Origin of the sequence: Streptomyces venezuelae (genome assembly GCF_008642355.1) — a bacterium.
Taxonomy (GTDB): Bacteria; Actinomycetota; Actinomycetes; order Streptomycetales; family Streptomycetaceae; genus Streptomyces; species Streptomyces venezuelae_B.
This window is the reverse complement of sequence record NZ_CP029193.1, coordinates 5,101,714-5,113,537: the sequence shown is the minus strand read 5'-3', so window position 1 is coordinate 5,113,537 and position 11,824 is coordinate 5,101,714. Positions and strand designations below refer to the sequence as shown.

At 71.4% G+C, this 11,824-nt stretch carries 13 protein-coding genes; 10 read left to right on the top strand and 3 right to left on the bottom strand.

What is annotated here, in order from left to right:
* Positions 1 to 16 precede the first annotated feature (16 nt).
* The 4 genes from DEJ47_RS23820 (at position 17) to DEJ47_RS23810 (ending at position 2,760) form a co-directional block, all read left to right on the top strand.
* The gene (locus DEJ47_RS23820; RefSeq protein ID WP_161237081.1) at positions 17 to 1,645 is read left to right on the top strand and encodes an acyl-CoA carboxylase subunit beta; all 1,629 of its coding nucleotides are present in this window, start codon (positions 17 to 19) and stop codon (positions 1,643 to 1,645) included.
* A 17-nt stretch (positions 1,646 to 1,662) separates the two neighbouring features.
* Positions 1,663 to 1,869 (top strand): acyl-CoA carboxylase subunit epsilon, encoded by a 207-nt coding sequence (locus tag DEJ47_RS23815; RefSeq protein ID WP_150171448.1) that lies wholly within the window; start codon positions 1,663 to 1,665, stop codon positions 1,867 to 1,869.
* 82 nt (positions 1,870 to 1,951) lie between these two features.
* The gene (gene mmpB, locus DEJ47_RS37410; RefSeq protein WP_263398901.1) at positions 1,952 to 2,080 is read left to right on the top strand and encodes a morphogenic membrane protein MmpB; all 129 of its coding nucleotides are present in this window, start codon (positions 1,952 to 1,954) and stop codon (positions 2,078 to 2,080) included.
* Between the two features lie 71 nt (positions 2,081 to 2,151).
* Positions 2,152 to 2,760 carry a nucleoside triphosphate pyrophosphatase gene (locus DEJ47_RS23810; RefSeq protein ID WP_150171446.1) on the top strand — a complete coding sequence of 203 codons (609 nt, stop codon included), beginning with the start codon at positions 2,152 to 2,154 and terminating at the stop codon, positions 2,758 to 2,760.
* Between the two features lie 19 nt (positions 2,761 to 2,779).
* Here the strand turns inward: DEJ47_RS23810 and DEJ47_RS23805 are convergent, their stop codons facing one another.
* Positions 2,780 to 3,211 carry a hypothetical protein gene (locus DEJ47_RS23805; protein ID WP_150171444.1) on the bottom strand — a complete coding sequence of 144 codons (432 nt, stop codon included), beginning with the start codon at positions 3,209 to 3,211 and terminating at the stop codon, positions 2,780 to 2,782.
* A 373-nt stretch (positions 3,212 to 3,584) separates the two neighbouring features.
* On the opposite strand from DEJ47_RS23805, the gene DEJ47_RS23800 reads away from it, so the two are divergent.
* The 4 genes from DEJ47_RS23800 (at position 3,585) to DEJ47_RS23790 (ending at position 7,384) form a co-directional block, all read left to right on the top strand.
* Positions 3,585 to 5,357, top strand: coding sequence for an acetyl/propionyl/methylcrotonyl-CoA carboxylase subunit alpha (locus tag DEJ47_RS23800; protein WP_150171442.1), 1,773 nt, complete (start codon positions 3,585 to 3,587; stop codon positions 5,355 to 5,357).
* Positions 5,358 to 5,644: 287 nt separating this feature from the next.
* Positions 5,645 to 6,535, top strand: coding sequence for a hypothetical protein (locus tag DEJ47_RS23795; RefSeq protein WP_150171440.1), 891 nt, complete (start codon positions 5,645 to 5,647; stop codon positions 6,533 to 6,535).
* Positions 6,536 to 6,540: 5 nt separating this feature from the next.
* On the top strand, positions 6,541 to 6,714 hold the full coding sequence (locus DEJ47_RS36515) for a hypothetical protein (protein WP_161237085.1): 174 nt from the start codon (positions 6,541 to 6,543) through the stop codon (positions 6,712 to 6,714).
* Between the two features lie 52 nt (positions 6,715 to 6,766).
* Positions 6,767 to 7,384: a TetR/AcrR family transcriptional regulator gene (locus DEJ47_RS23790; RefSeq protein WP_150171438.1), complete on the top strand. Its 618-nt coding sequence runs from the start codon at positions 6,767 to 6,769 to the stop codon at positions 7,382 to 7,384.
* Between the two features lie 59 nt (positions 7,385 to 7,443).
* On the opposite strand, the gene DEJ47_RS23785 is transcribed toward DEJ47_RS23790, so the two are convergent.
* Complete coding sequence (locus tag DEJ47_RS23785; protein ID WP_150171436.1) at positions 7,444 to 8,415, bottom strand: DeoR/GlpR family DNA-binding transcription regulator; 972 nt, start codon at positions 8,413 to 8,415, stop codon at positions 7,444 to 7,446.
* A gap of 176 nt (positions 8,416 to 8,591) precedes the next feature.
* Complete coding sequence (locus DEJ47_RS23780; RefSeq protein WP_150171434.1) at positions 8,592 to 10,040, bottom strand: NAD(P)H-quinone dehydrogenase; 1,449 nt, start codon at positions 10,038 to 10,040, stop codon at positions 8,592 to 8,594.
* Between the two features lie 120 nt (positions 10,041 to 10,160).
* Here DEJ47_RS23780 and DEJ47_RS23775 point away from each other — a divergent pair, with 120 nt between their 5' ends.
* Entirely contained in the window at positions 10,161 to 10,598 is a 438-nt protein-coding gene (locus tag DEJ47_RS23775) for a gamma-glutamylcyclotransferase (protein ID WP_055568517.1), read from the top strand.
* Between the two features lie 111 nt (positions 10,599 to 10,709).
* Complete coding sequence (locus DEJ47_RS23770) at positions 10,710 to 11,534, top strand: purine-nucleoside phosphorylase (protein ID WP_150171432.1); 825 nt, start codon at positions 10,710 to 10,712, stop codon at positions 11,532 to 11,534.
* The last annotated feature ends 290 nt before the right edge of the window (positions 11,535 to 11,824 follow it).

The window sequence follows — 11,824 nt, the reverse complement described above, 5'->3', positions numbered from 1 at the left end:
AGGGAGCCGCATCCCGATGTCCGAGCCGGAACAGCCCAACGTGCCCGCGTCAGACCGCACCGCCGAAGACGGCGCCATCGACATCCATACGACCGCGGGGAAACTTGCCGACCTGCAGCGCCGCATCGAGGAGGCCAAGCACGCGGGCTCGGCCCGAGCGGTCGAGAAGCAGCACGCCAAGGGGAAGCTGACGGCGCGCGAACGCATTGAACTGCTGCTCGACGAGGGTTCCTTCGTCGAGCTCGACGAGTTCGCGCAGCACCGGTCGACCAACTTCGGCCTGGAGAAGAACCGGCCGTACGGCGACGGCGTGGTGACCGGCTACGGCACCGTCGACGGCCGCCCGGTCGCCGTGTTCTCGCAGGACTTCACCGTCTTCGGCGGCGCGCTCGGCGAGGTCTTCGGCCAGAAGATCGTCAAGGTCATGGACTTCGCGCTGAAGACCGGCTGCCCGGTCATCGGCATCAACGACTCCGGCGGCGCCCGCATCCAGGAGGGCGTCATGGCCCTCGGGATGTACGGCGAGATCTTCCGCCGGAACACCCACGCGTCCGGCGTGATCCCGCAGATCTCCCTGGTCGTCGGGCCGTGCGCGGGCGGTGCCGTCTACTCCCCCGCGATCACCGACTTCACCGTCATGGTCGACCAGACCTCGCACATGTTCATCACGGGACCCGACGTCATCAAGACCGTCACGGGCGAGGACGTCGGCTTCGAGGAGCTGGGCGGCGCCCGCACCCACAACACCACGTCGGGCGTGGCGCACCACATGGCGGGCGACGAGAAGGACGCGATCGAATACGTCAAGTCGCTCCTGTCGTACCTGCCTTCGAACAACCTCAGCGAGCCGCCCGCCTTCCCCGAGGAGGCGGACCTGGAGCCCACGGACGAGGACCTGGCGCTGGACACGCTGATCCCGGACAGCGCGAACCAGCCGTACGACATGCACGGCGTCATCGAGCACGTCCTGGACGACGCCGAGTTCTTCGAGACGCAGCCGCTGTTCGCGCCGAACATCCTCACCGGCTTCGGCCGGATCGAGGGCCACCCGGTGGGCATCGTCGCCAACCAGCCGACGCAGTTCGCGGGCTGCCTGAACATCGACGCGTCGGAGAAGGGCGCCCGCTTCGTCCGTACCTGCGACGCGTTCAACATCCCGGTCATCACCTTCGTCGACGTGCCGGGCTTCCTGCCGGGCGTCGAGCAGGAGCACACGGGCATCATCCGCCGCGGCGCGAAGCTCATCTACGCGTACGCGGAGGCCACCGTCCCGCTGATCACGATCATCACGCGCAAGGCGTTCGGCGGCGCGTACGACGTCATGGGCTCCAAGCACCTGGGCGCCGACCTGAACCTGGCCTGGCCGACCGCGCAGATCGCCGTGATGGGCGCGCAGGGCGCGGTCAACATCCTGCACCGCCGCACGATCGCCGAGGCCGGGGACGACGTCGAGGAGGTCAGGGCGCGGCTCATCCAGGAGTACGAGGACGCCCTGCTCAACCCGTACACGGCCGCCGAGCGCGGCTACGTCGACGCGGTGATCATGCCGTCCGAGACCCGCTCCCACCTCGTGCGCGGCCTGCGTCAGCTGCGGACGAAGCGGGAATCCCTTCCTCCGAAGAAGCACGGCAACATCCCCCTCTAGTCCCTCAGGGAGGGCTCATGATCAAGGTCGTACGCGGAAACCCGACCCCGGAGGAGCTCGCCGCCGCCCTGGCGGTGGTCCAGGTGCGCGCCGCGGCGGTGACGGACGGACCGTCCGGCGCGCCCGCGCCGTCCGACTCCTGGGCGGATCCCGCGCGGGTGGCCCGCCACCGCCTGCCCGCCCCCTCCCCCACGGCGTGGGGCCGCAGCTACTGGCCCGGCTAGGGCGACCGTGACGGTCCGGGTCCGGGGAACTTGAGTACGCGTACTCAGGCGCCCCGGCCCGCCAGGCCGCAGTATCGGTTGCATGCTGTGGTCGGACCCGGAGAACGATCCTCCGAAGGACATGCGGGACCTGCAGGCGAAGATGCGCCGCGCGGGCCTCGTCCTCGCCCTGGCGATGGTCATCGCGATGTTCGTGCTCAACGCCCACTGAGGCGCAGCGTCCACTGGGGCACACCCCCACTGAGGCGCAACCCCCGCTGAGGCGCTCGCTACGCTGACCGCATGAGTGATCAGCCCCGCCGTCTCGTCCTCGCCTCCCAGTCGCCCGCCCGGCTCGGCCTGCTCCGGCAGGCGGGCCTCGCCCCCGAGGTCATCGTCAGCGGCGTCGACGAGGACAAGGTGTCCGCGCCGACCCCCGCCGAACTCGCCCTCGCCCTGGCCGAGGCCAAGGCGTCCGTGGTCGCCGCGCGACCCGACGCCGAGGGCGCACTGGTCATCGGCTGCGATTCGGTCCTGGAGCTGGACGGCCGGGCCCTCGGCAAGCCCGCCGACGCCGAGGAAGCCACCGCCCGCTGGAAGGACATGCGCGGCCGCGCGGGCGTCCTGCAGACCGGTCACTGCGTCCGGGACACCGTCTCCGGGCGGTACGCGTCGGCGACGGCGTCCACCGTCGTCCGTTTCGGTGAGCCCTCCGACGCCGAGATCGCCGCGTACGTGGCGAGCGGCGAACCGCTCCACGTGGCCGGGGCGTTCACGCTCGACGGCCGCTCGGCGCCGTTCATCGAGGGGATCGAGGGCGACCACGGCAACGTCATCGGTCTGTCGCTGCCGCTGCTGCGCCGCCTCCTCGTGGAACTGGGCGTGGGCATCACGGAGTTGTGGCACCAGTAGCCCGTGCGCCCGCGGCGGCTCAGGCCGTCTGCGGCTCGCCCACCGCGGCGTCCTGCTGCGCCTTCCTCTCGTACGCCATGAGCGGCAGGACGATCAGGCCGAGCACCACCATCATGAACGCGAACGCGGCCCAGCCCAGCAGGCCGACGCAGAAGGCACCCAGGAGCGCGTGCAGGACGGCGCAGCTGATGAGGAGGATGCGGCCGAAGGTGCCCGGGGCGCGGTCGCGCACGGCCGTGCGGGCCAGGACGATGCCGCACAGCGCGAGGTAGCCGCCGAAGAGGCCGCCCGCGATCCAGGTGGACACGGTCATCGCGTGCGGGTCGAGACCGGCGAGCGACATCTTCTGGTTGTCGACGACGTGGCCGAGGATCCAGTTCAGGAGCGCGATGCCGACCGCCTCCGCCAGGAGAATGATCGCGCCCACCCAGGCCACCGGTCTGCGCGCCACGGCGCCCCACCCACTTCCCTCTGCTGTTGCTCAAGCTGTTGCTGTTACCCCTAGTACGTTCGAGCCATCGCGAACGCTACTAACGGGTAAACCCCGGGACAAGAGCTGTGCCGCAGGCAAAGAATCATTGGGCCATTCGTAGGGACTCCACAAAGAAAGCCGCGCGTCCGCAGCGCTGACTCACAGAGACCTTGACCACATCGGAGGGCTACGCTGCCGTGGAGGGACCCTGCGTACCGCGGTGCGACAAGGGTTTTCGCGAACCTAGCCGGTCTCGAGTGACACTCCGTGTGGGCAAGCTCACCATTGGGGACGGGTCGTAAGGCCGTGTCGGCAGTCCCTAAACTCGGCTTGTTTCAAGGAGGGAGCCATCGTGCGCAAGGTGCTCATCGCCAACCGTGGCGAAATCGCTGTCCGCGTTGCCCGGGCATGCCGGGATGCAGGGATCGCGAGCGTAGCCGTCTACGCAGACCCTGACAGGGACGCGCTGCATGTACGGGCAGCCGATGAGGCGTTCGCGCTGGGCGGTGACACTCCGGCCACCAGCTACCTGGACATCTCCAAGGTGCTGGCCGCGGCCAAGGACGCGGGGGCGGACGCCATCCACCCCGGCTACGGCTTCCTTTCGGAGAACGCCGACTTCGCGCAGGCCGTCATCGACGCGGGCCTGAACTGGATCGGCCCGCCGCCGCAGGCCATCCGTGACCTCGGCGACAAGGTCGCCGCGCGGCACATCGCGCAGCGCGCGGGCGCCCCGCTGGTCGCGGGCACGCCCGACCCGGTGTCCGGCGCCGACGAGGTCGTCGCCTTCGCCGAGGCGAACGGCCTGCCGATCGCCATCAAGGCGGCGTTCGGCGGTGGCGGCCGCGGTCTGAAGGTCGCCCGCACGCTCGAAGAGGTCCCGGAGCTGTACGACTCCGCGGTGCGCGAGGCCGTGGCGGCGTTCGGCCGCGGCGAGTGCTTCGTGGAGCGCTACCTCGACAAGCCGCGGCACGTCGAGACCCAGTGCCTCGCCGACAAGCACGGCAACGTCGTGGTCGTCTCGACCCGTGACTGCTCGCTGCAGCGGCGCCACCAGAAGCTCGTCGAGGAGGCGCCCGCGCCGTTCCTCACCCCCGAGCAGAACGCCGAGCTGTACGCCGCCTCCAAGGCGATCCTCAAGGAGGCCGGCTACGTCGGCGCGGGCACCGTCGAGTTCCTCGTCGGCGTCGACGGCACGATCTCCTTCCTGGAGGTCAACACCCGTCTCCAGGTGGAGCACCCGGTCACCGAGGAGGTCTCCGGCATCGACCTGGTCCGCGAGATGTTCCGCATCGCCGACGGCGAGGAGCTCGGTTACGGCGACCCCGAACTGCGCGGCCATTCCTTCGAGTTCCGCATCAACGGCGAGGACCCGGGCCGCAACTTCCTGCCCGCGCCCGGCACCGTCACCACCTTCGCGCCGCCGTCGGGCCCCGGTGTCCGCCTGGACGCGGGCGTCGAGTCCGGCTCGGTCATCGGTCCGGCCTGGGACTCGCTCCTCGCCAAGCTGATCGTCACCGGCGCGACGCGTGAGCAGGCGCTGCAGCGTGCCTCGCGGGCCCTGGCGGAGTTCGACGTCGAGGGCATGGCCACGGCCATCCCCTTCCACCGTGCCGTCGTCACGGACCCGGCGTTCGCGCCCGAACTGACCGGCTCGACCGACCCGTTCACGGTCCACACGCGGTGGATCGAGACCGAGTTCGTCAACGAGATCCCGCCGTTCACGGCCACCGGGGACGCCGAGACGGACGAGGAGCCGGGCCGCGAGACGGTCGTCGTCGAGGTCGGCGGCAAGCGCCTCGAGGTCTCCCTGCCGTCCTCGCTCGGCATGACCATCGCGCGCACCGCGGCGGCGGGCGGCGCCCGTCCCAAGCGGCGCGCGGCCAAGAAGTCGGGCCCCGCGGCGTCCGGCGACACCCTCGCCTCGCCCATGCAGGGCACGATCGTCAAGATCGCGGTCGAGGAGGGCCAGGAGGTCAACGAGGGCGACCTGGTCGTCGTCCTGGAGGCCATGAAGATGGAACAGCCCCTGAACGCGCACCGTTCGGGCACGATCAAGGGCCTCACCGCGGAGGTCGGCGCGAGCCTGACGTCCGGCGCGGTGATCTGCGAGATCAAGGACTGACCCGCAGCAGACGCGTACACCGACGGGCCGGGCCGGAACTCTTCCGGTCCGGCCCGTCGGCGTTCCCGCCGACTGCGGCCCGGTGGAGGGCTGATCGCGCAGTTCCCCGCGCCCCTGAGTCGTCCGCCGCGCCCCGCACCGTTGCGTGCGGGGCGCGTGCGGTGAGGCGTCACGCAGGACCAGTCAGGGGCGCGGGGAACTCGCACTCCGTCCGGCACCAGCGCAACCGCCCCCGCCCCGCCCCGCGTCCTCCCCCGCGTAGAGCCGAAGGCCACGGGGGGACTTCAGTGAAACGCACGGGGGACGTCATCGGGCTGCTCGCGGCGGCAGCCGTCATCGGTACGACCGGATGGTTCGCGGGCGCCGCGGACGCCGGGCAGCGCTTCGAGGCCGGGCTCGTCCTCGGCCTGTCCACGGCCCTGTCCGTCGCGCTCCTGCGCCGCTTCACCCACCTGCCGCTGGGCAGACGCCGCCCCTACACCTTCGCGCTGCCCCTGCCCGCACCCGACTGGTCGGCCCCGCCGCCGGACCCGGACGGCGACCCGGAGGCGCTGCGGCCGTACGCCGAACGGCAGGCCGGGCTGCTCGGCGACGCGTCCGCGCTCGGCGACACGCTCCGCCACACCTGCGCGCTCGCGCCGCACCTGCGCGCGGAGCTCGCCTCGTACGCGGTCACCGCGTCGATCCAGGCGAGCAACTCGGTGATCGCCCCGGTCGGCGAAGGACCGCGCAGCCCCGACCCGGCATACGACGCGGCCCATGCCCTCGGCGAGCTCGTCGCGGCCGTCGAGTTCAGCCGCATCGGGATGCGCGCCCTGGAGGCGCTGGTCACGGAGCGGCCGCTGCGGCCCGACCCGCCCTGCTACTTCAACCCGCTGCACGACCGCGGCCACGCGCGCGTGGCACACCCGGGCGCACCCGAGGGCGTCGAGGAGGTCGCCGCCTGCCACGGCTGCGCCAAGGGGCCGGAGCCGCTCCTGGTGCCGTCGGCGGGCGGCCCGGTGCCGTACTACGACAGCGACGCGGTCGACGCCCGCTGGCGGCTGCTCGGCTACGGCGCGGTCGTCCCGGACAACGGCGCCACGATGATCGCGACCGCGCGGGACGGCTTCCGCGCCCCGGGGCCGGCGGCACCCTCCGGGGGCGGTCTCAAGAAGTTTCGTACGAAGGTGAGTTGATGATCATGAGTGACCTGGTCACCGGTGTGCTGAGCGGACTCGTCCTCGGCACCTGTGTCACGTACCCGCTGGTCCTGTGGCTGACCAGGAACCTGAGCGGCGGCTCCCTGCCGCCGCACCGCCGCGAGCGCAGGGCCCGCGCGGAGCTGGACGCCTTCTTCGCCCGCCAGGATCCCTGACCACGGGCAGTGGCATCCTTGGGGGACGCGTACGTTCACGAAGGGTGCGGGGATGACGACCGGCACGGGCCAGCAGGCGAGAGCGCCGCAGCAGGCGGCACAGTCGGCGCGCACCATGCGGGCCGACGCCCGCCGCAACTACGACCGGCTGCTCGCCGAGGCGCGCTCCGCCTTCGCCGAGCACGGCACGGGCGCGTCCCTGGAGGACGTGGCGCGCCGCGCGGGCGTCGGCATCGGCACGCTCTACCGGCACTTCCCCAACCGGCACGCGCTGATGAGCGCGGTCTGGAAGGACGCGGTGTGCGACCTGCTCGCGCGTTCGCACGCGCTGCTCGACGACCCGCAGCCGTGCTCCGCGCTGGTGGCGTGGCTGCGCGCCATCATCACTCATGCGGGTGAGTATCGCGGCCTGTCGAGCGCGCTCATGTCGGCGTCGCACGACGACACTTCGGCGCTCGCGCAGTGCAGCCTGCCCATGCGCGAGGCCGGGGCGGCCCTGCTGCTGCGCGCGCAGGAGGCGGGGACCGTACGGCCCGATGTCTCCATCGGCGACCTGCTCCAGCTGACCAACGCGATCTCCCTGGCGGCCGAGGAGACTCCGGACGATCCGGAGCTGGCCGACCGCCTGCTCACGCTGACCCTGCGGGGGCTGAAGGCCGACGGGGGCTGAAGGCCGACGGGCGGACACCGGCGCAACACCGGCGCCCGCCCGGGATGACGCCGCCGGAATCAGCGGCGGCGCAGGTCCGCGACCCGCGCCGCCCGTTCCCCGGGGGGCTGCTCCCCGAGGAGCGCACTGCGCAACTGCTGGCCCGGTCCCGCCCCGTGGTTGCGTCGCTGACCCGGCAGGGGCACGTCCCGGCGCTGCTGGCGCCCCGCCGGGACGGAGTCGACACCGGGCGCGGAGCTAGGGCCTGCGGCACCGCCCGCCACCGTGATCTGCACGCCCTGGTCGGCCAGGGCCTGCAGTTCCGTCGCGGCGCGGTCGTCGTGCCCCGGCGGTTCGTCGGTGACCAGGCGGGTGATGACGTCCGTCGGCACCGTCTGGAACATCGTGTCGGTGCCGAGCTTGGTGTGGTCCGCGAGGACCACGACCTCGGCCGCCGCCTGGACCAGCGCGCGGTCCACGCTCGCGGAGAGCATGTTGGACGTGGAGAGGCCGCGCTCGGCGGTCAGACCACTGCCCGACAGGAAGGCCCGTGACACCCGCAGCCCCTGGAGGGACTGCTCGGCCCCGCTGCCCACCAGCGCGTAGTTCGAGCCGCGCAGGGTGCCGCCGGTCATGACGACTTCCACCCTGTTGGCGTGTGCCAGCGCCTGTGCCACCAGGAGGGAGTTGGTGACGACGGTCAGGCCGGGCACCCGCGCGAGCCGGCGGGCCAGCTCCTGCGTGGTCGTACCCGCCCCGACGACGATGGCTTCGCCTTCTTCGACGAGGCCCGCCGCGAGATCGGCGATAGCCGTCTTCTCGGCGGTCGCGAGATGTGATTTCTGCGGAAAGCCGGACTCCCGCGTGAATCCGCCCGGCAATACCGCACCGCCATGTCGGCGGTCGAGGAGTCCTTCTGCCTCCAGCGCGCGCACGTCCCGCCGTACGGTCACTTCGGAGGTCTGGACGACGCGGGCGAGCTCACGGAGCGATACCGCCCCGTTGGCCCGCACCATTTCGAGGATCAATTGGCGACGTTCTGCAGCGAACACGAAACTGACAGTAACCCCAACGACCGTCTGCTTTCAGCAGTTTGCGCCGAATTACAGAAGTTGTTCGCACGGCAGGGTGGGAAGTGGTATAGGTGCTTACTCTCCCCGCCTATGCCGCGCGAATGGGCGGCAACAGTGCGTGACCTGCAAAGAGTTGTTTCAGGCCGCCGACAGGATCAGCCTTCGCCCGCCGTCTTCCGCGTGTGCAGCTGACGCGCCACCTCCGCGATCGACCCCGAAAGCGACGGGTACACGGTGAACGCATTCGCGATCTGCTCGACCGTCAGATTGTTGTCGACCGCGATCGAGATGGGGTGGATCAGTTCCGAGGCGCGCGGTGCGACGACCACACCGCCGACCACGATGCCCGTGCCGGGACGGCAGAAGATCTTGACGAAACCGTCGCGGATGCCCTGCATCTTCGCGCGCGGATTGCGCAGCAGCGGCAGCTTCACCACGCGGGCGTCGATCTTTCCGGCGTCGACGTCGGCCTGGCTGTAGCCGACGGTCGCGATCTCCGGGTCGGTGAAGACGTTCGCGGAGACGGCCTTCAGGTTCAGCGGCTGCACGGCGTCGCCGAGGAAGTGGTACATCGCGATGCGGCCCTGCATGGCGGCGACGGAGGCCAGCGCGAAGATCCCGGTGACGTCACCGGCCGCGTACACGCCGGGGGCCGACGTGCGCGACACCTTGTCGGTCCAGATGTGCCCGGAGTCCTTCAGCTTGACCCCGGCCTCCTCCAGGCCCATGCCGCTGCTGTTCGGGATGGCACCGACGGCCATCAGGCAGTGCGAGCCGGAGATGACGCGGCCGTCGGCGAGGGTGACCTCGACCCGGTCCCCGACGCGCTTGGCGGAAGCGGCGCGGGAACGGGACATGACGTTCATGCCGCGGCGCCGGAAGACGTCCTCGAGCACGGCGGCGGCGTCCGGGTCCTCGCCGGGAAGCACCCGGTCACGACTCGACACCAAGGTCACGTTCGACCCGAGCGCCTGGTAGGCACCGGCGAACTCGGCACCGGTCACACCCGAACCGACGACGATGAGCTCCTCGGGCAGCTCGTCGAGGTCGTACACCTGGGTCCAGTTCAGGATGCGCTCGCCGTCGGGCTGGGCGTCCGGCACCTCGCGCGGGTGCCCGCCGGTCGCGATCAGCACGGCGTCGGCGACGAGGGTCTCCTCGCTCCCGTCCGCGGCGCGCACCACGACCTTCCGCGACCCGTCGACGTCCTGCTGCCCCTCCAGACGGCCCCGGCCGCGCAGCACGCGCGCGCCCGCCCGCGTCACCGACGCGGTGATGTCGTGGGACTGCGCGAGCGCCAGGCGCTTCACACGGCGGTTGACCTTGCCCAGGTCGACGCCGACCACGCGCGCGGGGGTGTCGATGTGCGGGGTGTCGTCGGCGACGATGATCCCCAGCTCCTCGTACGAGGAGTCGAAGGTGGTCATCACCTCGGCCGTGGCGATCAGAGTCTTGGACGGCACACAGTCGGTGAGCACCGACGCCCCGCCCAGACCGTCGCAGTCGACGACGGTCACCTCCGCACCGAGCTGGGCGGCCACAAGAGCCGCCTCGTATCCGCCGGGTCCGCCGCCAATGATCACGATCCGAGTCACGTACTCCATTGTCCCGCACGCTTCAAGATGCTCACGCCCCGGGGGCCTCCGTCCGTGGCACGCCCCCCGTCCGGGCGGTCCTCCCGTTCCAGGAGGGGCGCACTTGATTGCTGCCGTACCCTCGACCACATGTCGCTCTACGCCGCGTACGCCGGCAATCTGGATCCGCGGCTCATGTCACGCCGCGCACCGCACTCACCGCTGCGCGCGACCGGGTGGCTGACGGGCTGGCGGCTCACGTTCGGCGGGGAACACATGGGCTGGGAGGGCGCGCTCGCCACGCTCGTCGAGGCACCGCGCTCCCAGGTCTTCGTCACGCTCTACGACATCGCCCCCATGGACGAGGACTCCATGGACCGCTGGGAGGGCGTCGGCCTCGACATCTACCGGCGCATGCGGGTCCGCGTGGACACGCTGGAGGGCGAGGAACCCGCTTGGGTGTACGTGCTCAACGGTTACGAGGGAGGCCTCCCGTCAGCCCGTTACCTGGGCGAACTGGCGGACGCGGCGGAATCGGCGGGCGCGCCGCACGACTACGTGATGGAACTCCGCAAACGCCCCTGCTAGCCCCGGGGGCCGCCGCGCCGCCCCTCTCGTCGGAAACGACAAGACAACGATCGCAATCCCGTGGGCATCGTCATCTACGCGCGTAGGCCATGAGCCGCTACTCTCGTCCGCGTGAACGCTTCAGTTATTCCGGACGACATCCAGGGCGACCCGTACGCCGCCGCCGACGCCGCCGCCGCGCGCCTCCGCGAGCTGACGGGCGCCGAGACCCACGACGTCGCCCTCGTGATGGGCTCCGGCTGGGCGCCGGCCGTCGACGCGCTGGGCGAGCCCGAGGCGGACTTTGCCGTCACCGAGCTGCCCGGCTTCCCGCCGCCGGCGGTCGAGGGGCACGGCGGCCGCATCCGCTCCTTCAAGATCGGCGCCAAGCGCGTGCTGGTCTTCCTGGGCCGCACCCACTACTACGAGGGCCGTGGCGTCGCCGCCGTCTCGCACGGCGTCCGCACGGCCGTCGCCGCGGGCTGCAAGACGATCGTGCTGACCAACGGCTGCGGAGGCCTGCGCGAGGGCATGCGCCCCGGCCAGCCGGTCCTCATCAGCGACCACCTCAACCTCACGGCGACGTCCCCGATCGTCGGGGCCAACTTCGTCGACCTGACGGACCTGTACTCCCCCCGTCTGCGCGCCCTCTGCAAGGAGATCGACCCGACCCTAGAAGAGGGCGTCTACGCGCAGTTCCCCGGCCCGCACTACGAGACTCCGGCGGAGATCCGCATGGCCCGCACGATCGGTGCGGACCTGGTCGGCATGTCCACGGTCCTCGAGGCGATCGCGGCGCGTGAGGCGGGTGCGGAGGTCCTCGGCATCTCCCTGGTCACGAACCTCGCCGCGGGCATGACGGGCGAGCCCCTCAACCACGAGGAGGTCCTCCAGGCGGGCCGCGACAGCGCGACCCGCATGGGCGAGCTCCTGGGCCAGGTCCTGGGCCGCGTCTGACGCTCCGCGAACGGGTGGGGTGGTCACCCCGCGCGTCCCCGCACGGCGGGGGCGGGCGGGTGCTCCTCCCGCCCGTTCGCCCCGCACCGTCCTGTGCGGGCAGGAGCACCCCCACCGGGCCGCAGGCGCCCGCGCTCGCGAGGGGCCATGGGGGTATGTCGGTCGGGACGCAGGGATGGCAAGTACGTACATACCCCCGCGGCCCCGCACCACAGACGAACCCGAGGCGCGCCCACCCCCACCACCCCGCACCCACCGACAAGCCCCCGAGGCGCAGACTCCGCCCGAGG

What these genes read in the sequence shown, in the direction of transcription:
- DEJ47_RS23775 (WP_055568517.1), top strand. Translation starts at nt 10,161, where the DNA reads ATGTCGCTCTACGCCGCGTACGCCGGCAATCTGGATCCGCGGCTCATG.
- DEJ47_RS23815 (WP_150171448.1), top strand. Translation starts at nt 1,663, where the DNA reads ATGATCAAGGTCGTACGCGGAAACCCGACCCCGGAGGAGCTCGCCGCC.
- DEJ47_RS23820 (WP_161237081.1), top strand. Translation starts at nt 17, where the DNA reads ATGTCCGAGCCGGAACAGCCCAACGTGCCCGCGTCAGACCGCACCGCC.
- DEJ47_RS36515 (WP_161237085.1), top strand. Translation starts at nt 6,541, where the DNA reads ATGAGTGACCTGGTCACCGGTGTGCTGAGCGGACTCGTCCTCGGCACC.
- DEJ47_RS23790 (WP_150171438.1), top strand. Translation starts at nt 6,767, where the DNA reads ATGACGACCGGCACGGGCCAGCAGGCGAGAGCGCCGCAGCAGGCGGCA.
- mmpB (WP_263398901.1), top strand. Translation starts at nt 1,952, where the DNA reads ATGCTGTGGTCGGACCCGGAGAACGATCCTCCGAAGGACATGCGGGAC.
- DEJ47_RS23780 (WP_150171434.1), bottom strand. Translation starts at nt 10,040, where the DNA reads ATGGAGTACGTGACTCGGATCGTGATCATTGGCGGCGGACCCGGCGGA.
- DEJ47_RS23810 (WP_150171446.1), top strand. Translation starts at nt 2,152, where the DNA reads ATGAGTGATCAGCCCCGCCGTCTCGTCCTCGCCTCCCAGTCGCCCGCC.